The organism is Thermomonospora cellulosilytica (genome assembly GCF_014138835.1).
In the GTDB taxonomy this organism is placed as follows: Bacteria; Actinomycetota; Actinomycetes; order Streptosporangiales; family Streptosporangiaceae; genus Thermomonospora; species Thermomonospora amylolytica.
The window spans coordinates 6285370-6306869 of sequence record NZ_JACJII010000001.1; the positions used below are offsets into that span (position 1 = coordinate 6285370).

18 protein-coding genes are annotated in these 21500 nt (G+C 72.7%); 6 read left to right on the top strand and 12 right to left on the bottom strand.

Annotated elements, in window-relative coordinates:
* Positions 1–58: 58 nt before the first annotated feature.
* From HNR21_RS29620 to dxr, 4 genes are all read right to left on the bottom strand, one after another.
* Positions 59–1630 (bottom strand): alpha/beta hydrolase, encoded by a 1572-nt coding sequence (locus HNR21_RS29620; RefSeq protein ID WP_312881404.1) that lies wholly within the window; start codon positions 1628–1630, stop codon positions 59–61.
* 202 nt (positions 1631–1832) lie between these two features.
* Positions 1833–3002 carry a flavodoxin-dependent (E)-4-hydroxy-3-methylbut-2-enyl-diphosphate synthase gene (ispG, locus tag HNR21_RS29625; protein ID WP_182707750.1) on the bottom strand — a complete coding sequence of 390 codons (1170 nt, stop codon included), beginning with the start codon at positions 3000–3002 and terminating at the stop codon, positions 1833–1835.
* A gap of 124 nt (positions 3003–3126) precedes the next feature.
* Positions 3127–4317, bottom strand: a complete 1191-nt coding sequence (locus HNR21_RS29630; protein WP_182707751.1) for a M50 family metallopeptidase — start codon at positions 4315–4317, stop codon at positions 3127–3129.
* Between the two features lie 108 nt (positions 4318–4425).
* The gene (gene dxr, locus HNR21_RS29635) at positions 4426–5667 is read right to left on the bottom strand and encodes a 1-deoxy-D-xylulose-5-phosphate reductoisomerase (RefSeq protein WP_198679131.1); all 1242 of its coding nucleotides are present in this window, start codon (positions 5665–5667) and stop codon (positions 4426–4428) included.
* A gap of 251 nt (positions 5668–5918) precedes the next feature.
* Between dxr and HNR21_RS29640 the strand changes: the two genes are divergently transcribed.
* Positions 5919–6848, top strand: a complete 930-nt coding sequence (locus tag HNR21_RS29640) for a trypsin-like serine peptidase (protein WP_182707752.1) — start codon at positions 5919–5921, stop codon at positions 6846–6848.
* 147 nt (positions 6849–6995) lie between these two features.
* Positions 6996–7454 (top strand): GNAT family N-acetyltransferase, encoded by a 459-nt coding sequence (locus HNR21_RS29645; protein ID WP_312881405.1) that lies wholly within the window; start codon positions 6996–6998, stop codon positions 7452–7454.
* A 1009-nt stretch (positions 7455–8463) separates the two neighbouring features.
* Here the strand turns inward: HNR21_RS29645 and HNR21_RS29650 are convergent.
* From HNR21_RS29650 to HNR21_RS29675, 6 genes are all read right to left on the bottom strand, one after another.
* Complete coding sequence (locus HNR21_RS29650) at positions 8464–9723, bottom strand: ABC transporter substrate-binding protein (protein ID WP_182707753.1); 1260 nt, start codon at positions 9721–9723, stop codon at positions 8464–8466.
* A gap of 402 nt (positions 9724–10125) precedes the next feature.
* A complete protein-coding gene (locus HNR21_RS29655) occupies positions 10126–10473 on the bottom strand; it encodes a hypothetical protein (RefSeq protein WP_182707754.1) in 348 nt (115 codons plus the stop codon).
* Positions 10474–10857: 384 nt separating this feature from the next.
* Positions 10858–12366 (bottom strand): CoA-acylating methylmalonate-semialdehyde dehydrogenase, encoded by a 1509-nt coding sequence (locus tag HNR21_RS29660; RefSeq protein WP_182707755.1) that lies wholly within the window; start codon positions 12364–12366, stop codon positions 10858–10860.
* Positions 12363–13658: an aspartate aminotransferase family protein gene (locus HNR21_RS29665; RefSeq protein ID WP_119729328.1), complete on the bottom strand. Its 1296-nt coding sequence runs from the start codon at positions 13656–13658 to the stop codon at positions 12363–12365. Before HNR21_RS29665 ends, HNR21_RS29660 begins: the two co-directional genes overlap by 4 nt.
* A gap of 78 nt (positions 13659–13736) precedes the next feature.
* Complete coding sequence (locus HNR21_RS29670; protein WP_119729327.1) at positions 13737–14018, bottom strand: 4a-hydroxytetrahydrobiopterin dehydratase; 282 nt, start codon at positions 14016–14018, stop codon at positions 13737–13739.
* 55 nt (positions 14019–14073) lie between these two features.
* Entirely contained in the window at positions 14074–14880 is an 807-nt protein-coding gene (locus HNR21_RS29675; protein WP_182707756.1) for an SAM-dependent methyltransferase, read from the bottom strand.
* Between the two features lie 91 nt (positions 14881–14971).
* Between HNR21_RS29675 and HNR21_RS29680 the strand changes: the two genes are divergently transcribed.
* The 3 genes from HNR21_RS29680 to HNR21_RS29690 all read left to right on the top strand — a co-directional run bounded on the left by HNR21_RS29680 (position 14972) and on the right by HNR21_RS29690 (position 18759).
* Positions 14972–16651: a PucR family transcriptional regulator gene (locus tag HNR21_RS29680; protein ID WP_182707757.1), complete on the top strand. Its 1680-nt coding sequence runs from the start codon at positions 14972–14974 to the stop codon at positions 16649–16651.
* Between the two features lie 85 nt (positions 16652–16736).
* Positions 16737–17852, top strand: a complete 1116-nt coding sequence (locus tag HNR21_RS29685) for a carboxylate-amine ligase (RefSeq protein ID WP_182707758.1) — start codon at positions 16737–16739, stop codon at positions 17850–17852.
* A gap of 160 nt (positions 17853–18012) precedes the next feature.
* Positions 18013–18759 (top strand): SDR family oxidoreductase, encoded by a 747-nt coding sequence (locus tag HNR21_RS29690; protein ID WP_119731927.1) that lies wholly within the window; start codon positions 18013–18015, stop codon positions 18757–18759.
* Between the two features lie 266 nt (positions 18760–19025).
* On the opposite strand, the gene HNR21_RS29695 is transcribed toward HNR21_RS29690, so the two are convergent.
* A complete protein-coding gene (locus HNR21_RS29695) occupies positions 19026–19520 on the bottom strand; it encodes a helix-turn-helix transcriptional regulator (protein ID WP_182707759.1) in 495 nt (164 codons plus the stop codon).
* Positions 19521–19682: 162 nt separating this feature from the next.
* Between HNR21_RS29695 and HNR21_RS29700 the strand changes: the two genes are divergently transcribed.
* Positions 19683–20849: a hypothetical protein gene (locus HNR21_RS29700; protein ID WP_182707760.1), complete on the top strand. Its 1167-nt coding sequence runs from the start codon at positions 19683–19685 to the stop codon at positions 20847–20849.
* Here HNR21_RS29700 and HNR21_RS29705 read toward each other — a convergent pair.
* Positions 20801–21397, bottom strand: coding sequence for a hypothetical protein (locus HNR21_RS29705; RefSeq protein WP_182707761.1), 597 nt, complete (start codon positions 21395–21397; stop codon positions 20801–20803). The two genes, HNR21_RS29700 and HNR21_RS29705, sit on opposite strands and share 49 nt — an antisense overlap.
* Between the last annotated feature and the right edge of the window lie 103 nt (positions 21398–21500).

Here is a 21500-nt window from a genome sequence, read left to right on the forward strand (position 1 = left end):
CCCGAAAACACCGCGAAGGGCCCCCGGGCGATGCCGGAGGCCCTCCGAGGGAACGGGCTTACCGGATGCCGACCGGCAGGTCCTTGCCGGGCACCGGGGTGGCGGCCATGGTGCGCGCGGCGGTCGGGTCGGGGTCGTTCAGCTCCGGAACGGCCTTGCAGTAGGCGTCGGGGCCGTTCTTGGAGGCGGGCAGCGCACCGTTGTTCAGGTACGCGGCGACCTTGTCGTCCAGGCAGGCGTTGCCGTTCAGGGTGTTGGAGTGGGTCTTGCCGCCCAGTTCCACCACCAGCCGGGACGACGGCAGCACCTTGTGCATCTCCAGGCCGCCCTGGTACGGGGTGGCGCCGTCCAGCTCGGACTGCACCAGCAGCACCCCGGGCATGCCCTTGCCGTTCAGCTTGAGCGCGGGGCCGCCCTTGACCTTCCAGAAGTGGATGGGGGCGTTGAACCAGACGTTGCCCCAGGTGACGAACCTGGCCTTCTGGTAGGTGCGCACCGCGTCGTTGTGCCAGGTGGACCACTTGGCCGGCCACTTGGCGTCGGCGGCCTGCACGGCGTTGTAGACGGCGAAGTCGTTGTCCTCACCGCCGGGGTTGACCAGCGCCAGCAGCAGCTCGGGGTCCTGCTCGGTCGCCCAGTTCGACAGGGCGGTGGCCAGCAGTTCGTACCAGCCGGTGCTGTATCCGGCGGTCAGCATGATGTCGTCCAGCTCGGACGGGCCGACCTGGCCGCCGATGGGCTTCTTCTTGGCGGCGGCGCGGATGGCGTAGTACTTCTTCTCCACCGCGTCCTGCGTGGTGCCGAGGTGGTAGAGCGAGTCGTACTTGGCGATCCACCGCCACCACAGCTTCATGTTGCGCTCGAACGCCACGTCCTGGGAGAGCTGTGCCTCGTACCAGACCTCCTTGGGGTTGACGTTCCCGTCGAGCACCATCCGCTTGACGCGCTTGGGGAACAGCGTGCCGTAGGTGGCGCCGAGGTAGGTGCCGTACGAGAAGCCGTAGAAGCTGATCTTGTCCTTGCCGAGCGCCCTGCGGATGACGTCCATGTCGCGGGCCGCGTCGGTGGTGCGCATGTGCGGCAGCATCCAGCCGTACTTCCTGGCGCACGCGTCGGCGTAGGACTTGGACTTGTCCAGCCAGACCTTCTCCTGGGCGGCGGTGGTGACGTTGTAGTCGGGCCGCACCGGGGTGAAGTAGCCGGGGTCGCAGGAGATGGCGGGCCGGCTGGCGCCGACGCCGCGCGGGTCGAATCCGATGATGTCGTAGCGGGCGGCGGTCCCGGCGTGGCCCACGCCTGCCAGCCAGCGTGCCAGACCGGCCGAGTAGGCCAGCCCGCTGCCGCCCGGCCCGCCCGGGTTGATCAGCAGGACGCCCTGGTAGTTGGCCCTGTCGGTGGCCTTGATGCGGGAGATCGCGATGGAGATCTTGCGGCCGTTCGGCTTGCCGTGGTCCAGCGGCACCGGAACCTGGGCGCACTCGGCCTGGTTCATGGGGTCGTCGGGGCCGCTGACCTCGCACTTGCCCCACTTGATGGAGGGGGCCGCGGTCACCGCCGCGCTCGCGGGGACGCCGGCCAGCAGACCGGCTCCCAGGGAGGCCACGGCCGTGACGAGTCCGAGCCTTTTCACTTGACTCCCTCTGTCGCGCAAGGCCCGGGATGGGCCTCACTCGGGCAACAGGTGGAGATTGTGCGCTCAGGGGCGGAAGGGGCAGAAGGGGCTCAATAGACGGTTGTCAAATCGTGATGGACCCCGGGAATTCATTCACATCCCGGACACGGCGAGGCCCCGGCCGGTCGGGCCGGGGCCTGGCGGAGTTCGCCGGTCGGTGTCAGGACACGACGACCTGGGCGGCGCCGTCGCCGGCGTCGGGGTCGATCTCGACGCCCATCTCCTCGGCGATGCGCATGGCCTCCTCGATGAGGGTCTCGACGATCTGCGACTCGGGGACGGTCTTGATGACCTGGCCCTTGACGAAGATCTGGCCCTTGCCGTTGCCGGACGCCACCCCCAGGTCGGCCTCGCGGGCCTCGCCGGGCCCGTTGACCACACAGCCCATCACCGCGACCCGCAGCGGCACCGGGAAGCCCTTGAGTCCGGCGGAGACCTCCTCGGCCAGGGTGTAGACGTCCACCTGGGCCCGCCCGCAGGAGGGGCAGGAGACGATCTCCAGGCCGCGTTCGCGCAGCCCGAGGGCCTCCAGGATGGCGATGCCGACCTTGACCTCCTCCACCGGAGGCGCCGACAACGACACCCGGATGGTGTCCCCGATCCCCTCGGCCAACAGCGCACCGAACGCCACCGCCGACTTGATCGTCCCCTGAAACGCCGGCCCCGCCTCCGTCACCCCCAGGTGCAGCGGATAGTCACACCGCTCGGCCAGCATCCGGTACGCCTGGATCATCACCACCGGATCGTGGTGCTTGACCGAGATCTTGATGTCCCGAAAGTCGTGCTCCTCGAACAGCGAGCACTCCCACAACGCCGACTCCACCAGCGCCTCGGCGGTCGGCCGCCCGTACTTGGCCAGCAACCGCTTGTCCAGCGACCCGGCGTTGACCCCGATCCGGATCGGCACCCCCGCATCCCGTGCGGCGCGGGCGATCTCGCCGACCTTGTCGTCGAACTTCTTGATGTTGCCCGGGTTGACCCGCACCGCCGCGCACCCGGCATCGATCGCCGCGAACACGTACTTGGGCTGGAAATGGATGTCGGCGATCACCGGGATCTGCGACTTGCGCGCGATCTGCGGCAACGCGTCGGCGTCGTCCTGGGACGGCACCGCCACCCGCACGATCTGACACCCCGCCGCCGTCAACTGCGCGATCTGCTGGAGAGTGGCGTTGACATCGGCCGTGGGCGTGGTCGTCATCGACTGCACCGACACCGGTGCGTCCCCGCCCACCGGCACCGACCCCACCATCAACCGCCGCGACTTGCGGCGGGTGGCCACCGGGGGGGTCTGGGCACGGACTGCGGGCATTCCGAGTTGAACGCTCATCGCTCTCTTCTCAAGCTGCAGGGTCGCGGGATCGGTTCCGTCGGCCCCCAAGCCTATGCGCCTGCCGTGAATGTCCGGGGTCGGGAGCGTGGATTGTGCCGGACGGACATACGGAACGTGCCCGTCAGGACACACTGAGTGGATTGATCAGGTCCGCCAGGATCAACAGCACCGACAGCCCCACCAGCAGCAGGACGACGAGGTAGGTGATCGGGAGCAGGCGGGTGATGTCCACCGGGCCGGGGTCGGGACGGCCGCGCGCCCGGGCCGCCCGCGCCCGCAGGCGCTCGTAGCCGACCACCGCCAGGTGCCCGCCGTCCAGCGGCAGCAGCGGCAGCACGTTCAGCGCGCCGAGGAAGATGTTGATCGACGCGACCAGGGCCAGATAGGTGCCGACCTTGTCCCGCCAGGAGGCCTCGGCGGAGAAGATCTCGCCGGAGACCTGGCCCGCGCCGACCACGCTGCCGACCTGGCCGCCGGGGGTCTGGGCGCGTTCGGCCGAGAACAGTTCCGGCACGGCGGCGGGCAGCGCGGCCAGGGCGCGGACCATCTCCACGACGGTCCGCCCGATCCCCTGCGCCGCGAAGCCGGCCGCGTCCAGCGGGCCGAGCCGGTCGTACCCGGCCCCGACGACCTGCGCCGTCATGCCGAGGAACGGCTCCCCGCCGACCTCGGCGAGGGTGACCCGCAGGGTGAGCCGGCGGCCGTCGCGGTCGACCACCACCGGCACCGCCTGGCCGGGCCGCGCCGCGCGGATCCGGTCCCGCAGCGCCGCCCAGTCGGCCACCGGCGCGCCCGCGAACGCCACCACCCGGTCACCGGTCCGCATCCCGGCCCGCCGGGCGGGCGACGGCCGGGCGTCCTCGCCGCACTCCTCGCCGAGGACCTCCGGCACGCAGGCGCTGACCTCCTGCACGGTGGTGGTGGCGGTGCCCGGGTCGCGCACCCCGACCGCCATCGCCAGCACCGTCAGCAGCAGGAACGCGAACACGAAGTTGATCACGACCCCGGAGCCGATCACCACCGCGCGCCGCCCGGCGGGCTGCCGGTAGAAGGCGCGCGGCCGGTCCGCCTCGTCCACCTTCTCCAGGGTGGTGTAGCCGATGATCCGGACGAAGCCGCCGAGCAGGACCGCCTTGACGCCGTACTCGGTCTCGCCGCGCCGCGTCGACCACAGGGTCGGGCCGAACCCGACGAAGAACTGGGTGGCCTTCATGCCGAACCGCTTGGCGGTGAGCAGGTGGCCCGCCTCGTGCAGCATCACCGACAGCACCAGACCGGCCACGAACGCGACGACGCCGAGGAGATACCCCATCGGCCTCCTCTCGCCGTTCCACCGGCCGGTCCGGCGCCGGGCCGGGCGGCCGCACCGCGGCGAGGGCCGCCCGGCGAGGGTCCGGGGGCGCCCCCGGACCGGCAGGCGTCAGGCCAGCTCTCGGGCGCGCGCCCGGGCCCAGGCGTCGGCCGCGAGCACGTCGTCGAGGGTGACGCCGGCACCGGCCACCACGTCGTGCTCGCCTACTACCCGCGCGACCGTGTCGACTATCCCGAGGAACGGCAGCCGTCCCGCGCGGAACGCCTCCACGCACTCCTCATTGGCGGCGTTGTAGACCGCCGGGGCGGTGCCGCCCAGCTCGCCGACGTGCCGGGCCAGCGACACCGCCGGGAACGCCTCGTCGTCCAGCGGCAGCAGCTCCCAGGTGTGCGCCCTGGTCCAGTCGACCGCGGGCGCGGCGTCCGGCAGCCGGTCCGGCCAGGTCAGCGACAGCGCGATCGGCAGCCGCATGTCCGGCGGGCTGGCCTGGGCGATGGTGGAGCCGTCGGTGAACTCCACCATCGAGTGGATCACCGACTGCGGGTGCACCATCACCTCGATCCGGTCGAACGGCACGTCGAACAGCAGGTGCGCCTCGATGACCTCCAGCCCCTTGTTGACCAGGGTGGCGGAGTTGATGGTGATGACCGGGCCCATGTCCCAGGTGGGGTGGGCCAGCGCCTGCTCGGGGGTGACGTCGGCCAGCTCGGCGCGGGTCCGGCCGCGGAACGGCCCGCCGCTGGCGGTCAGCACCAGCCGGCGCACCCGCCCGGTGGCGGCGCGGTCCCCGTACGTCCAGCCGGGCAGGCACTGGGCGAGGGCGGAGTGCTCGGAGTCGACCGGGACGATCTGCCCGGGGACGGCGCGCTCCTTGACCAGCGGGCCGCCGACGATCAGGGACTCCTTGTTGGCCAGCGCCAGCGTCCGGCCGGCGTCCAGGGCGGCCAGCGTGGAGGACAGGCCGAGCGCGCCGGTCACCCCGTTCAGCACCAGGTCGCACGGCCAGGCCGCGACCTCGGCCACCGCGTCCGGCCCGGCCACGATCTTGGGGATCGGGTAGTCGCCGGAGCTGTAGCCGTGCTTGCTCGCCTCGGCGTAGAAGGCCAGTTGCAGGTCCTGGGCGGCCGACGCCTTCGCCACCGCGACCACCTCGGGGCGGAACTCCAGGGCCTGGGCGGCCAGCAGGTCCACCCGCCCTCCCCCGGCGGCCAGTCCGACCACCCGGAAGCGGTCCGGATTGCGGCGGATCACGTCCAGGGCCTGGGTGCCGATCGATCCGGTCGAGCCCAGCAGCACGACGTCGCGGCGGCCGGTCGCGCCGGAGGCCTGGGTCACTGAGGCAGCCATCATGCCGCCATTGTCGCGTCCGCCGGGCCGTCCCCCGGCACCGGATGCCGGATTCAGTCAGGTTCACGCCGAACGCCGACCGGTCCGGGAGGTGACTTCCCGCATTCCTTCGGATTGAGGGGCCGGCAGATGCGGGGAGTAATCGAATGATCTCGTAACGTGTTGATCGGGTGCCGTCCGCGGCGATGCGGACGGCACCCGATCCGGCATCACGACCGGGCGAAACGGTCCGGCAGGGAAGGTGGACAACCCAGATGAAGCGAAGAACGTCCCGGACGCTGGGGGTGGTCGCGGGCGCGGTCCTGACGGCGGCACCGGCGGCGGCTCCGGCATGGGCGCAGGCGCCCGCCGATCCGAACCCGGCGATCAGGACCCAGGCGACCACGGCCGACGCGCAGCAGAAGGTGCTGCAGTACTGGACCCGCGAGCGGATGCAGCAGGCCACGCCGATGGACCACATGCTGCAGCCGGCCAAGAGCGCCGTCCCCCGCCAGCGGCGGGCGTTCCCCACCACGGGCAGCCCGTGGACCGCAGGCGGGGTGGTCGCCCGTACCACCGGGCGGGTGTTCTTCACCTACCAGGGCCGTGACGCGTCCTGCTCGGCCAGCGCGGTCGCCGGCGCCAACCGCAGCACCGTCGTCACCGCCGGGCACTGCGTCAAGCTCGGCGGGGCCTGGCACACCAACTGGGTCTTCGTCCCCGGCTACAACAACGGCAACCGCCCGTACGGGACCTGGACCGCGCGCCAGACCCTGGCCACCGGGGAGTGGGCCGCCACCGAGGACCTCAACCACGACGTCGGCGCCGCCGTGGTCAACCCGCTGAACGGGCGCCGGCTGGTCGACGTGGTCGGCGGCCAGGGCATCGCGTTCAACCAGCCGCGCCGCCGGAACATGTACGCCTTCGGCTACCCGGCGCAGGATCCCTACACCGGCGGGCGGCTGATCCACTGCAGCGGCGGCACGTTCGACGACTTCCTGCGCACCCGCTCGATCGGCATGCGCTGCAACATGATCGGCGGCGCCAGCGGCGGTCCCTGGCTGACCAACTTCAGCGAGTCCTCCGGCACGGGCGTCATCAACTCGGTCACCAGCTTCCGGTACGAGTCCCTGCCCGGCTACCTGTTCGGCACCTACTTCGGCGGTTCCGAACGCGCGCTCTACTACCGCGCACAACGCGCCTGAGCCGCACGGCGTCCGCACGGTCCCTCCTGTGACGGCCCTGGAGGCCCTCACAGGAGGGACCGTTGCATGTCGGGAGAACGTTCACCCTGACTCCGGGGTCACTCCCTTGTAACACCGACCTAACAAGACGGACGTACGTTCGAGACCGTGAAGCGAATCAGCGTGCTCATCGACATCGCCCCCGCCACCCCCTACGACCGGGCCGTCATCGAACTGTGCGCCGAACAGCAGGCCGAGATCGAGGCCCGCTACCCCGGCGCCGGCGAGGCCCCCAAGGGCATCGACCCCCAGATCGACTTCCTGGTGGCCCGCATCGGCGACGAGGCCGTCGGCTGCGGCGGCCTGCGCCCCCTCGAACCCCGCGTCGCCGAGGTCACCCGCATGTACGTCCGCCCCGCCCACCGCGGCCAGGGCATCTCCCGCCGCCTCCTGCAGTCCCTGGAGGAACTCGCCCGGACCCGGGGCGTCCGCACCCTCCGCCTGGAGACCGGCGACCTCCAGCCCGAGTCCATCGGCCTCTACCAGTCCAGCGGCTACCGCCGCATCCCCGCCTTCGGCCCCTACATCGGCAACATCCTCAGCCTCTGCTTCGAGAAGCACGTGTAGTTTTGCGCTCGCTTCGCTCGCGCGGCTCGCGCGCCTGGGGACGCGCGGCCGTTCGGTCGTCGGTTTCAAGATCGCTCGTTCCTCGCGATCTTGAAACCTCCTCCCTCACGGCCACGCGGGCGCGCTCGCGGTGGCCTTCAACCCCGCCCCGTGCAAGGCCCCGAGAAACGAACGAGGGCAATACCGCGCCCGACGGTCGGCAAAAACGAGGAACGAGGAAAGCCGATCAATATCGGTAAAGCGCCGGGCATTTCGCTTCACCTGCCCGCCGACCGATCACATCTCCCCGACCCGTCACGCCGCCGCCCACGCCCCCTGGCCCCTGCTCGCGGGATGCCCTGCACACGGAGGTGCTGGAGGCCACCGCGAGCGGGCCCGCGTGGTCGTGAGGAGGAGCGGTTCAAGATCGCGAGGAACGAGCGATCGTGAACCGCGACGACGAACGACCACGCGCCCCCAGGCCCGCTCGCCACGCGAGCGGAGCGAGCGCAATAAGCCAGAGTTTGCCTCATCTTGAGGGCGGTATAACGGCGGGTACACGGGCGGTCACCTATAAAGGAATCACGTTAACCGGTCCCGCATCGCGGGGGTGAGCAATGGGCCGTACGGACGAACTCGTGTTCGACCCCGGCGCACTCAGCGCCGCGCAGCGCGACGGCGACGCGTGCGTCGCCTGCCACAAGAGGTGGCCGCGTCCGCGCGTGCGGGTGGGATGCCTGCCGAGCGGCTCAGGGGTGTTCGCGTGCGAGGATTGCGCACCCGCCCTGCCGAGGCCCCGCCCGGCGGAACCGGGGAGCGGGGCCGGCCGGCCGGTCAACGGTCCGGCCCCGGGAGAGGCGGTGTCCTACCGCTGATTGCTCCACCAGGAGGGTGTTCTGGGTTTTCGGGGGGTTACCCAGAACACCCGGCTCCACGAGAGGGCGTGTTCGGCAGGGGGCGGCCGGACGCGCCCTCTCTCTCTTTGCCCGTTCGGCCGTGTGTTGCGCGCTTGCGGGGGGCGTTCGGCGGGCTATTCGGTGCGGGCGCGTTCCCAGGCCTGGATCCAGTCGTTGTAGTCGGTGCACTCGTGCCGGCCGTTCCCGCAGTCCCTGCTGGGGGCGCGGGCGAAGACGACCTTCTTGATGTAGGCGTCGTCGCCGACCCGGTAGGCGGCGCAGAACGAACTCTTGAGGCGGTCGCCCTCACAGGCCTCGGGGTTGGCGGGGGCGACCCCGGCCCACTCGGCGACCTGCTGCTGCACGTCGGGGGACGAGGTCCACTTGAGCCACTCGTACATGCAGTTGGGGTGCTCGCTGCGGGCGCCGATCAGCCAGGTGTTGACCCAGCCGGTCACGCCCTCCTCGGGCACGATGCCGGCGACCTGGCGGCCCGCCCGGGTGAGCACGTCGAGCTGGTACGAGGAGACCTGGCCCATGACGGCCTCTCCCCCGGCGAACGCGCCGACCGCCTCGGCGGGCTCCGTCCAGTACTCCCTGACGTGGGGGCGCTGCTCGCGGACGACCTCGGCGGCGGCGTCGAGCTGCTCGCGGTTGAGCGCGTACGGGTCGGTGATGTCCAGGGACTTCTTGGTGGACCGCAGGTAGAGGGCGGCCTCGGCGAGAACGAGGGGGGTGTCGCGCATGACGAGCCGGCCGCCGTACCGCCTGGCGCGGTCGGGGTCGAACAGGTCGGCCCATCCGGACGGGACGGGGCGCACGGCCCGCCGGTCGTACATGATCAGGTTGGAGCCCCACACGTAGGGGACGCCGTAAACGGTGTCGTCGCGCTCGTACAGGTCGCGCAGCCGGGACTCCAGCTGCTTGTAGCCGTCGACGAGGTCGGCGTTCACCGGCGCCGCGTGGCCGGTGTCGATGAGCTGGTCGGCGACCTCGGGGGGCGCCAGCACCCCGTCGTAGCGCCGCTCCGGGTTGGACATCAGGTCGACCATCTCCTTGGCGGAGGCGACCGACCGGAGGTTGACCTTGCAGCTGGTGCGCTCCTCGAACGGGGCGACCCAGTTGACGCGCTCGTCGCTGCCGCCGTTCTCCACCAGCCCGGGCATGGTGACCAGGTTGAGGGCTCCCTCGCCGGGGCCGAGCGTCTGCAGCGGCCGCACCGTGCTCACCGGGGGGTCCTCCCCGTCGCGCCCGGCCGCCACCACGATCACCGCCACCACCAGCAGCACCGCCAGAATCGCCGCGGCCCGGTGACGGACGCCCAACCCGCGCAACGCCTCCGCCGCCCCGCGCACCGCGCGGGACGCCCGGCCCACGGGATCAGACTGGCTCATACCTCTCCCACAACCTCCGCCGGACGAGCCCGGCCACCGCTGGACACCGAACCTTCCGCAACGTCGCCGCCCGCCCGGCCGGGGCCGTGACGGCGGGCCGGGACGCAGACCGGCCGCTGGGCCGGGCCCGGTGAGCCTGTCGAAAAAGGTTCACGGCGCAGCGTAGTCGCGGCGCGTCCATGACGGCGCGGAGATCGTCGCGCCGCGACCGCGGGCCCCTGTCATCGTCGCAGCGTACCGACCTCCGGAACCGGCCATCGACGCGCCCCGTCCGCAGGCCCCGGCGGCCGCGCCCGGCACTTCCGCCGGATCAATTGCCGGAACGACCCCTGGGCCGACAATTCATCGTCCTCTCGTCCGGCTTCCACAACCCATCTGACGGAAAGGCCGATCGGCACGGGATCAGCGGAAGGGACGGCCGGGCCGGGCGGTCATCGGGGGGCGGTGGCCCGCGGACGGGGGCGGGCCCTCCAGACGCAGCAGGTGCGAGGGGCTCGGCGGAGCCGGGCGGGACGGGGCGGCGGGGCGCGGGACGGCGGGCGGCGGGACGGGATGGGTCTCGATGCGGGCGATGAGGCGTTGCGGGGTCTCGGCCTCGATGAAATCGCCGATGTCCTGGGCCCGGGGCGGCAGCGCCCACCAGTGCCGGGTGAACAGGCCGAACCAGATGGACCATCCCGGATAGCGGCGGTTGAGCGCCTCGACCTCGGCCGCGTGGTCGTCCGTGGGTACGCTGTTTTCGGTCTGCACCGGACGCTCCCTGAAGGATTCCGGAATCCGAACGCGGCCTTGACCGTGTCAGGTCCCGGCTTTTTCACCCGCTCATTTAATTGCGACGGTCCGAGTGTGTCGCATGCCATAGAGCGGGTCAATGGGGGCGGCTATTGTTCGCCCGCACCGCACTGTCACATTCCTTCGTCGGAAACCTACCGGCGGGAGAAACCGCCGGTCCCGGCACCTGCGCGGGGTGACGCTGCGCGACACCGCGGACACTTCCCCGCGACGAGCCCCCACGGGTGATTTGCGCGGTTTGTTGAGATTCGCTCCCGGCGCTCCGACTTCTCGGGTGACAAGAAGATCCCGCCGGAGTCAGGTCCGGCGGGATCGGCGCGTCCGGGGCGTGTCCGGGGCCGCTCAGCAGTTGGTGGGGAAGCCCAGGTTCACTCCCCCGTGGCTGGGGTCGAGCCAGCGGGCGGTCACCGCCTTGGTCCGGGTGTAGAAGTGCACGCCCTCCATGCCGTGGGCGTGGCTGTCGCCGAACAGCGAGTCCTTCCAGCCGCCGAACGAGTAGTAGGCCATCGGCACCGGGATCGGCACGTTGATGCCGACCATGCCGACCTCCACCTCGTTCTGGAACCGCCGGGCCGCCCCGCCGTCGTTGGTGAAGATCGCCGTCCCGTTCCCGTATGGGTTGGCCGCGATCAGCGCCATCGCCTCGTCGTAGGAGCCGACCCGCACCACCGACAGCACCGGGCCGAAGATCTCGTCCCGGTAGGCGTCCATCTGCGGTGTCACGTGGTCCAGCACGGTCGGGCCGAGCCAGAACCCGCCGGCGTGCTCGGCCCCCTCCACCTCGACCTCGCGGCCGTCGACGGCCACGGTGGCGCCCTGCTCGCGGGCCCCGTCGATGTAGGAGGCGACCTTGTCGCGGTGCTCCCGGGTGACCAGCGGCCCCATCTGCGAACGCGGATCGTCGCCCGGGCCGACCCGCAGGTCCGCGACCCGTTCCCTGATCCTGTCCAGCAGCCGGTCGCCCACCGGGTCGACCGCGACGACCACCGAGATCGCCATGCACCGTTCGCCGGCCGAGCCGAACCCGGCCGACACCGCCGCGTCGGCGGCCAGGTCCAGGTCGGCGTCGGGCAGCACCACCATGTGGTTCTTGGCGCCGCCGAGCGCCTGCACCCGCTTGCCGTGCCGGGCCGCGGTCTCGTACACGTACCGGGCGATGGGGGTGGAGCCGACGAAGCTGACCGCCTTGACGTCCGGGTGCTCCAGCAGCCCGTCCACCGCGGCCTTGTCGCCGTGCACCACGTTGAACACCCCGTCGGGCAGCCCGGCGTCGGCCCACAGCTCGGCCAGCCGCACCGAGGCCGAGGGGTCCTTCTCCGACGGCTTGAGCACGAACGTGTTGCCGCAGGCGATCGCCACCGGGAACATCCACATCGGCACCATCGCCGGGAAGTTGAACGGGGTGATCCCCGCGACCACGCCCAGCGGCTGCAGGATCGAGTAGGCGTCCACCCGGCCGGAGACGTTCTCGGAGAACCCGCCCTTGAGCAGGTGCGGGATCCCGCAGGCGAACTCCACCACCTCCAGGCCGCGGGCCACCTCCCCGGCGGCGTCGGAGACGACCTTGCCGTGCTCGGAGCTGATCAGCGCGGCCAACTCGTCGCGGTGCGCGGCCAGCAGCTCCCGGAAGCGGAACAGCACGGCGGTGCGCCGGGCCAGCGAGGCGTCCCGCCAGCCGGGGAACGCGGCCCTGGCGGCGGCCACGGCGGCGTTCACCTCCTCGGCGGAGGCGAAGTCGACCTTCCCGGTCGTGCGGCCGGTGGCCGGATCATGGATGTCGCCCTGCCGTTCGGCCGGGCCGTCGTACGGCTTGCCGTTGATCCAGTGCCGGACGTGCTTGCCTGCGTTCACTTGGCGGCCTCGTTCGTCGCTTCCAGGGAGTCGATCAGGATGCCCAGGCCCTCGTGGGCCTCGGCCTCGGTCAGGGTGAGCGGCGGCGCCATCCGGATGACGTTGCCGTACAGGCCGCCCTTGCCGACCAGCAGGCCGCGCTTCCTGGTCTCCTCCATCATGGCGGCGGCCAGCGCGGGGGCCGGCCGGCGGGTGGCCGGGTCGACCAGCTCGACGGCGAACATCAGGCCCTTGCCGCGCACCTCGCCCGCCACCGGCAGCCGCCCGGCGGCCTCCCGCAGCCCGTCGATGATCAGCGTGCCGAGCTTGGCGGCGTTGGCCTGCAGGCCGTGGTCCAGCACGTAGTCCAGGGTGGCGTTGGCGGCGGCCATCGCGATCGGGTTGCCGCCGAACGTGGACAGCCCCGTGGCGTGCAGCGCGTCCATCAGCTCCCCGCGGGCCACCACGCCGCCGACCGCGAAGCCGTTGCCCAGGCCCTTGGCGAACGTCATCATGTCCGGCGTCACCCCGTGGGCCTGGATGCCGAAGAACGTCTCCCCGGTCCGTCCCCAGCCGGTCTGCACCTCGTCGGAGATGAACAGCGCGCCGTACTCGTCCAGGACCTCCTTGTAGGCGGCGAACAGGCCGTCGGGGGCCATGGTGAAGCCGCCCACCCCCTGCACCGGCTCGGCGATCAGCGCCGCCACGTCCCCGCCGGTGGCGGTGGCCAGCACGTGCCGCAGGTCCTCGGTGCACACCCTGACGTAGTCGGCGTCCGACAGGCCGGCGAACTGCGGCAGGTGCCGGTCGGTGCCGTGCAGGAAGTGCACGTTCAGCGGCGAGTAGGAGTTGTTCTTCCAGGACCGGTTGCCGGTCACGCCGAGCGCGCCGAACGAGCGGCCGTGGTAGCTCTGCCGCATCGCCAGCACCTGGTCGCTCTTACGGGCGTAGGTGGCCAGCAGCAGGGCCGTCTCGTTCGCCTCGGTGCCGGAGTTGGTGAAGAACACCTTGGCGTTCTCGATGCCGGACAGCCGGACGATCTTCTCGGCCAGCTCCACCTGGCCGCGCAGCAGGTACGCGGTCGAGGTGTGCACCACGCCCGTGGCGAGCTGCCGCTCCACCGCCTGGCGCACCTCGGCCACGTCGTAGCCGATCATGTTGGTCAGGATGCCGGCGAAGAAGTCCAGGTAGGTGCGGCCGTCGGCGTCGGTGACCCGGTTCCCCCGGCCGCTGACGATCTCGATGGGCCGGTCGTAGTACAGGGCCACCCAGTCCGGCATGACGGCGCGGTGGCGTGCGAGCAAGTCCGACATGGGTCAAGTCTGGTGCCGCCCACCGGGGCGCACCAGGGACACTGTGTCGGATCTGCGGGGCGTTCCTTGACGGTGTGTCTAGTCCCGCAGCCCGTTGATCCGCCGCGCCAGGTCGAAGTCCTTGCCGGTCAGGCCGCCCGCCGAGTGCGTGGACAGGCTGAGCGTCACCGTGTTCCAGCTGATCGTGATGTCCGGGTGGTGGTCGGCCTCCTCGGCGAGGTCGGCGACCCGGTTGACGAACGCCATGGCCTCCTTGAAGTCGGCCAGGCGCACCGTGGTGACGATGGCGTCCCCGTCCCGTTCCCACCCGGGCGTCGTTTCCAGCTCGGTGGTGATCGACCGTTCGTCCAGCAGGCTCATGGTGCTCTCTCCTCCCTGCGCGCCATCATGCCCGGAGCCGTGGCCGGGACACCGTTCAGGGCTTGCGGGCGACACCGCCGTAACAGGCCACCTCGGCGGGGGCGGGCCGCTCACCGCCGGGGTCGGGACGCCACTCGGAGCAGACCACCAGCCCCGGCTCGACCAGTTCCAGCCCGGCGAAGACCAGATCATGGATCTCCGCGCGGCCGCGGTCCTGGCCCGGTATCCCGCCCCTGCGGTAGGCCTCGCCCGCGTTCGCCACCACCTCCGGACTGAACTCGGAGGTGACGTGCGTGGCCGCGACGTAGCTGCCGGAGGGCAGCTCGTCCACCAGGGTCTGGACGATGCGGCGGGGCCCGTACTCGTCCGGCATGAAGTGCAGGACCGCCACCAGCATCAACGCGATCGGCCGGTCGAAGTCCAGCGTGGCGCGCGCCTCGGCCAGGATCTTCTCGGGGTCGCGCAGGTCGGCGTCGACGTAGGCGGTCCTCCCCTCCGGTGTGCTGGTGAGCAGCGAACGGGCGTGCGCCAGCACGATCGGGTCGTTGTCGACGTACACCACCCGGCAGGCCGGGTCGATCCGCTGGGCGACCTCGTGGACGTTGTCCTTGTTGGGCAGCCCGGTGCCGATGTCGAGGAACTGCCGGATCCCCGCCTCGCCCGCCAGGAAGCGCACCGCCCGGCCGAGGAAGGCCCGGTTGGCCCGGGCGGCGGTGCGCAGCGCGGGCCATCCCCGGATGGCCTGCTCGGCGGCTTCGCGATCGGCCTGGAAGTTGTCCTTGCCGCCGAGGTAGTAGTCGTACATGCGCGCGGGGTGCGGCCTGCTCGTGTCGATCCGCACCGGCTCGGGCTGGTCGGCCATGATCGGAACCTAACCCACCACGCGCCGGATTTCACCCTGTCGACCGATCCGTCATGAACCGTCCCGCGATCGGGGGGATATCCTCGCTGGAATGCATCCCAGCCTGGCCGACGTGCTGGAACTGGACGCCGTCCGGCGCGGGCAGCCCCGTGTGGTGGCGGGCGCGGACCGGCTGGACGCCCGGGTGCGCTGGGTGCACGTCGCCGAGGTCGCCGACATCGGCCACCTGCTGCACGGCGGCGAGCTGGTGCTGACCACCGGGATCGCGCTGCCCGACGAGCCGGACCGGCTGCGCGGGTACGTGGCGGAGCTGGCCGAGGCGGGCGCCAGCGGGCTGATGGTGGAGCTGGGCCGCCGCTACGTCGGGGAGCTGCCGGTCGCGCTGCGCGCCGCCGCCGAGGAGCACGGCCTTCCGGTGATCGCGCTGGCCCGGGAGACGGTGTTCATCGACATCACCGAGGCGGTGCACGCCCGGATCCTGGACGCCCAGCTGGACGAGCTGCGCGCCTCCGAGCAGCTGCACGAGATCTTCACCCGGCTGTCGGTGGAGGGCGCCTCGCCCGCCGAGGTGATCCGCCAGGTGGCGGCGCTGGCGCGGCGGCCGGTGGTGCTGGAGAACCTGGCCCACCAGGTGCTGGCCGTCGAGACCGCCGGGGCCGACCCGGCGGAGCTGCTGGCGGTGTGGGAGACCCGGTCCCGGGCGGTGCGGCCGGACCGGCGCACCGCCTACGACCCGGCCTCCGGCTGGCTGGTCACCACGGTCGGCGCGCGGGACGAGGACTGGGGCCGGCTGATCGTCGTCGGCGGTGGGCCGCCCACCCCCCGCGACGTGGTGCTGATCGAACGGGCGGCGACCACGCTGGCGCTGGCCCGGCTGCTGGACCGGCAGGCCGAGAGCCTGGAACGGCAGGCGCACGGCACGATCATCGCCGGGATCCTGGCCCGCGCCTACGCCGATCCGGCCGAGGCCGCCGCCCGCGCCCGCGCCCTCGGCGTTCCGCTGGCCGGACGCCGGCTGCTGGCGGCCGTGCTGCGGCCCCGTACCGGCGCCGTGCCCGCCGGCGGCTCCCTCGACGGTCCCGCGGACGGTCCCGCCGGCGGACCGGCCGGAGGTCCGGCCGAGCACGAGGCGCTGGCCGCGCTGGCCGAGGCCGCCACCGCCGCCTGCCGCGACGCCCGGCTGCCCGCCCTGGTCGGCCTGCTGGACGAGGCCGGCCCGCAGGGGGTGCGGGTCGGCGTGCTGATCTCCCTGCCCGCCCGGGCCGACGCCGAACGGGCCCTGCGCCAGATCGCCGACCAAGTCCGCAAGACCTGCGGCACCGGTGCGGTGATGGCGGCCGGGTCGGTGGTGGAGTCCATCCGCGACGTGCGCCGTTCGTTCCTGGAGGCCGACCAGGTCGCCGACGCGGCCTGCCGCGGCTCGGGCGACCGTTTCCTGTACCGCCTGCCCGACCTGCGCCTGCGCGGGCTGCTGCATCTGCTCCGCGACGACGCCCGGCTGCAGACGTTCGTCGAACGGGAACTCGGCCCCCTGCTGGAGTACGACGCCCAGCGCGGCACCGACCTGACCCGCGTCCTGTCGGTCTACCTGGCCGCCGGCCGCAACAAGGCCCTGGCCGCCCAGCAGGCGCACCTGTCCCGGCCCGCCCTCTACGAGCGCCTGCGCCGCATCTCCCGCATCCTGGACGCCGATCTGGACGACGTCGACTCCTGCGTCTCCCTCCACGTCGCCCTGATGGCCCTGGACTCCGTCCGCCGTCCCTCCCCCTGACCCCGCGGCCGGGCCGCCCCGAGCTTTACGAGTGTAAAATATTGGCTTCTGTCCTTATTTGCCGGTTTTCGGGCATATCCAGAGGGTGCGCAGCTTCGGCGTCGAAGAGGAACTGCTGATCGTCGATCCGGACGACGGGGTTCCCCGCGCCATGTCCGGGGCCGTGCTGCGGTGCGCGGAACGACAGGGGCCCGAGGGGCTGCGGCACGCCGGAGCGCCCTGGTCGCTGGACAAGGAGCTGCAGCGCGAGCAGGTGGAGTTCTGCACCCGGCCGTGCACGTCGCTCGACGACCTGGCCGACCAGATCCGGCAGGGACGGCTGGCGGCGGCGCGGGCGGCCCGCCGGGCGGGCGTGGAGATCGCCGCGCTGGCGACCTCCCCGGTGGCGGTGCGGCCCTCGCTGACCCCGAAGGCGCGCTACCACCGGATGGCCGAGCAGTACGCCCGAACGGCCGACGAGCAGCTCATCTGCGGCTGCCACGTGCACGTCGAGATCTCCTCCCCGGAGGAGGGGGTGGGCGTGCTGGACCGCATCCGGCCGTGGCTGGCGCCGCTGCTGGCCCTCAGCGGCAACTCGCCGTTCTGGCAGGGCCGCGACACCGGGTACGAGAGCTGGCGGCAGCAGGTGTGGTGGGGATGGCCCTCCAGCGGGCCGACCGCCCTGTTCGGCAGCGTCCGGGCCTACCGGGACACCGTGCAGGCGATGATCGCGACCGGCGTGCTGCTGGACGAGGGCATGGTCTACTTCGACGCGCGGCTGTCCCGCCACTACCCCACGGTGGAGATCCGGGTGGCCGACGTGTGCCTGGTCGCCGAGGACACCGTGCTGGTGGCGGCGCTGATCCGGGGGCTGGTGGAGACCGCCGCCCGCGCCTGGCGCGCCGGTGAGCCGCCCGACCCGGTGCGCACCGAGGTGCTGCGCCCGGCGATGTGGCGGGCCGCCCGCTCCGGACTGCGCGGCCCGCTGGTCCACCCGGTGACCTGGCGGCTGGCCCCGGCCGAGACGGTGATCGAGGCGCTGGTCGAGCACGTGCGCACCGCTCTGGAGACCGCCGGCGACCTGAAGCGGGTGCAGCGGTCCCTTCAGTCGCTCCGCACCCGCGGCACCGGCGCCCATCTGCAACGCACCGCCTACGCCGACGGCGGCCGCCCCGCCGAGGTCGTCCGCGACGCCATCACCCGCACCCTCTGCTTCCCCTGACGCGCCCCCGTTCGGCCCGACCGCCGCAGCGTCCATGGGGACGGCTCATCGCACGAACGCAGGTGCGGCCTCGAAAGCGGTGGCGGAACGACACGGCCACCGGCGGCCCTTGGGGTACAGGGGCCGTCCCGAGATCGGCGGCGGGAGTAGCGTGCTCGGCATGGACCTTGGACTGACCGGCCGCCGCGCCGCCGTCGCAGCGGCCAGCAGCGGACTCGGACTCGCCACCGCCCGGGCGCTGGCCGCCGAGGGCGTGCAGGTGGCCATCTGCGGCCGTGACCGGGAACGCCTCGAGAAGGCGGCCGCCGCCATCGGCGAGAACGCCCACCCGATCGTCGCCGACGTCGGAACGCCCGAGGGCGCCACCGCCTTCGTCCACGAGGCGCAGCGCCTCCTGGGCGGGGTCGACATCCTGGTGACCAACGCCGGCGGTCCCCCGCCCGGCGGCTTCGACGACATCGACCTGGACGCCTACCGGGCCGCCCTGGACCTCAACCTGATGTCCGTCGTCGCCATGTGCAAGGCCGCCGTCCCGCCCATGCGCGAGCGGCGCTGGGGCCGCGTCCTGGCGATCACGTCCATCTCCGTGCGCCAGCCGATCTCCGGCCTCATCCTGTCCAACACCGCCCGCGCCGGCGCCACCGGGTTCCTGAAGACCCTGGCCCTGGAGGTCGCCCGCGACGGCGTCACCGTCAACTCCCTGCTCCCCGGCTCCCACGCCACCGACCGCCTCCGCCGGCTCCACGGCGGCGACCTGTCCAAGGCCGCCGAGGCCGTCCCCATGGGCCGGGTGGGCGACCCCGACGACTTCGGCGCCTACGCCGCCTTCCTGTGCTCCGAGCAGGCCCGCTTCATCACCGGCACCGCCGTCCCCGTCGACGGCGGCGCCTACCTGGCCCTCCTCTGACCGTTCCGCACCCCGTCCACCCCGGCATCCCGCCGTCGCACGTCCGGGCCCTGCGCACCGCCCCGCAGGGCCCCGGACGTTCAACGCCCCTCCAGTGGCGGACCGGACGGCTCACCCAGCGTCCACGCGAAACGCCGATGAGCGCGGCGGGGCCGTCGCTCGCCGCGGCACGGCCAGTGGTCCGCGAGGCGTCGGGCGGCGATGTCCCGGTCGGTCGAGAGGGAAGGCGGGCGCGGCGAGCAGGGGGTTCCCGCCGCGCCCGCCGGTCAGGGGGTGGGGGCCGGGGTGGCGCGGTGCCAGGGCAGGAAGCCGGAGACGGGGCGCTGGGGGGCGGGGGTGCCGGTGGGCTCGACGGCGAGGATGCGGTCGAAGCGGAAGGCGCGGACGCCGCGGCGCAGGCGGCACCAGCCGACGAAGTGCCAGTGGTCGCGGTGGACCAGGCAGGTGACGGGCTCGACCTCGCGGATGGTGACGTTGGCGCCGGCGTCGCCGTAGCAGAGGCGGACGACGCGGCGCTCGGTGATCGCCTCGGCGATGACCCGGGCGCGGTCGGCGATGGCCTCGGCCAGCGGCGTGGTCAGGGTGCTCAGGGTGCTGCTGGTGACGGGGTCGTCGGACAGGTCGGCGGTCAGGTGCCGCAGGGCGCGGCGGGCGGCCACGGCCTGGGGGCCGCTGCCGAGGTGGGCGAGCGAGAGGGCCAGCGCGGCGATCTCGGCCGGCGGGAGATCGCCGGGCCGGGCCGGCGTGCGCGTGTCGTCCATGATTCGATTATATGTTCGAACACCGACATCCGGCAGGCCCCGCGGCGCGGCGTTAGGGGTTTCTATCAGGTCAGCAACCTGCTCTGCGGACGACGGTTACGTAGGTTATCGTCGCGATCATTACCGTTTGCCCGCCCGACCCGGTCGCCTGCGAGGAGCCCGATGACCGTCGTCCTGCTGGTGTTGTGCATGGTCGTGGGGGCGCTGGAGCTGTGGGCCGGCAAACAGAGCAAGGACCAGGCCAGAGCGTTCGAACGGCGCATCGACGAGCTGCGCGAGCAGGTCGGCAAGCAGAACGGGGTGCTGGTCACGGTCGGCGAGCAGCTCACCGCCGAGCTGTCGCGGGTCAAGCGCGACGTGCTGCCCGCCCTCGACGACCGGCTGCGCCGCAACACGTTCCAGATCGAGGAGCTGGGCGAGCTGGTCCGGCACGCCGACGACTACCTCAAGGCGCAGGAGGCCCGGCTGCACGAGCTGGAGCAGCAGCGGATCACCCTGTCGGCGGTGCGCCGCAAGCTGACCGACCTGGAGACCCGGCTGCGGCCGCTCGCCGAGCGGAACGGGGCCGGGCCGGGCGGGCCCGGGCTGGAGACGGCGCTGGACCGGCTGGCCGAGCTGGAACGCAGCGGCACCGAGATCTGGGAGCTGCAGCGCGACCTGACCCGCACGCTGGAGGACGTCGAGGACGTCGTCGGCGACCTGCTGCGGTACGCCGGCGGGGAGCTGGACGAGGCGGTCCGCGAGTCCCTGCTCGGCGAGCGGCCCGGCCGGGCGGCGCTGCTGCCCGGCCGGCTGTGGGCGCGCGACCCGCGGCTGCACGACGTGCTGGCCGAGGTGTACGAGCGGTGCGCGCGGACGGCCGGGCTGCGGGTGCGGTTCCGTTCCGGGGACGGCGATCCCGACGGGCCGCGGCGGCTGCGCTACTTCCTGGCCGGGCGGACCATGGACGAGCTGGCGGGCGCGTTCACCGGGCTGCTGATCTCCACCGGCGCCGACCTGGACCGGGCCGGGTTGCTGCCGACCGACGTGCGGGTGGCGGGTGCCCCGCATCCGGCCGAACGCCCGGTCCCCGAGGACGAGACGGCGTTCAAGGGGCTGCTGCGGGCGCTGCACGACAGCGACGGCGCCGTCGCGCAGATCGGCCCGCTGCTGGCCGTCCGCACCCGGGAGGAGCTGCTGTGCGCGGTGCTCACGCCGTCCCAGACGATGGAGCCGGACGCCGACGAGACGATCTGGGACCCGGCCGCCGTGGCGCTGCGGCTGCGCCGGGCGGCCGCCCATCAACTGTGGGAGTTGACCGAGTGGGCGAGCCGGCCGCCCACCGCGTAGGCGCGCACCCCTCCCCCGGTCCCGTCGAGCCGGACCGCCAGCGGGCAGCGGAGCTCCCCGGTGGCACGGTCCACCTCGGCGCACAGCCCCACCCCGCCGGCCCGGTCGAGCAGCACGGCGGCCTCGACCGAGCGCACCGCCCGGACCGCCGCGGGCATGCCGGCGGCGTCGGCCGGGTCGTACAGCTCGGCGAAGACCAGCCGGCGGGCGTAGCGGACCAGCGCGGCGGCGTCCACCACCCGGCTGCCGACCGCCGCCGCGGGCCCGGCGATCACGATGCCGTAGCCCGGGGACTGCCGGCCGCGCACGTACACCTCCCGGTCCGGCTGCAGCCCGCGCAGCCGCCCGCGCAGCCGCAACTGCAGGCCGAATCCGGTGCGCGGGTCCAGGTAGACCGGAGGGGCCACGGCGGACCGGTCCACCGGCACGGGCGCCTGCGGCGGCGCGCCCCACTCCGGCAGGAACAGGCCGATCCCGCGGACCAGCAGCCGCCAGACCGGCCGTGCCGTCACCTCGTGCGGATCGTGCGGATCCCCGGCGGCGTCCATGCCGCCATCCTGCGGTGCGGCCGGTCCGGTGACAAGGCCCACCGGATCACTGCGGCGCGCCCGCCGCTCCGCTACGGTGGGGAATCCCGACCCCGACGAGGGC

What these genes read in the sequence shown, in the direction of transcription:
- ispG (WP_182707750.1), bottom strand. Translation starts at nt 3,002, where the DNA reads ATGAGCGTTCAACTCGGAATGCCCGCAGTCCGTGCCCAGACCCCCCCG.
- HNR21_RS29630 (WP_182707751.1), bottom strand. Translation starts at nt 4,317, where the DNA reads ATGGGGTATCTCCTCGGCGTCGTCGCGTTCGTGGCCGGTCTGGTGCTG.
- dxr (WP_198679131.1), bottom strand. Translation starts at nt 5,667, where the DNA reads ATGATGGCTGCCTCAGTGACCCAGGCCTCCGGCGCGACCGGCCGCCGC.
- HNR21_RS29640 (WP_182707752.1), top strand. Translation starts at nt 5,919, where the DNA reads ATGAAGCGAAGAACGTCCCGGACGCTGGGGGTGGTCGCGGGCGCGGTC.
- HNR21_RS29650 (WP_182707753.1), bottom strand. Translation starts at nt 9,723, where the DNA reads ATGAGCCAGTCTGATCCCGTGGGCCGGGCGTCCCGCGCGGTGCGCGGG.
- HNR21_RS29665 (WP_119729328.1), bottom strand. Translation starts at nt 13,658, where the DNA reads ATGTCGGACTTGCTCGCACGCCACCGCGCCGTCATGCCGGACTGGGTG.
- HNR21_RS29670 (WP_119729327.1), bottom strand. Translation starts at nt 14,018, where the DNA reads ATGAGCCTGCTGGACGAACGGTCGATCACCACCGAGCTGGAAACGACG.
- HNR21_RS29675 (WP_182707756.1), bottom strand. Translation starts at nt 14,880, where the DNA reads ATGGCCGACCAGCCCGAGCCGGTGCGGATCGACACGAGCAGGCCGCAC.
- HNR21_RS29680 (WP_182707757.1), top strand. Translation starts at nt 14,972, where the DNA reads ATGCATCCCAGCCTGGCCGACGTGCTGGAACTGGACGCCGTCCGGCGC.
- HNR21_RS29690 (WP_119731927.1), top strand. Translation starts at nt 18,013, where the DNA reads ATGGACCTTGGACTGACCGGCCGCCGCGCCGCCGTCGCAGCGGCCAGC.
- HNR21_RS29695 (WP_182707759.1), bottom strand. Translation starts at nt 19,520, where the DNA reads ATGGACGACACGCGCACGCCGGCCCGGCCCGGCGATCTCCCGCCGGCC.
- HNR21_RS29700 (WP_182707760.1), top strand. Translation starts at nt 19,683, where the DNA reads ATGACCGTCGTCCTGCTGGTGTTGTGCATGGTCGTGGGGGCGCTGGAG.
- HNR21_RS29705 (WP_182707761.1), bottom strand. Translation starts at nt 21,397, where the DNA reads ATGGACGCCGCCGGGGATCCGCACGATCCGCACGAGGTGACGGCACGG.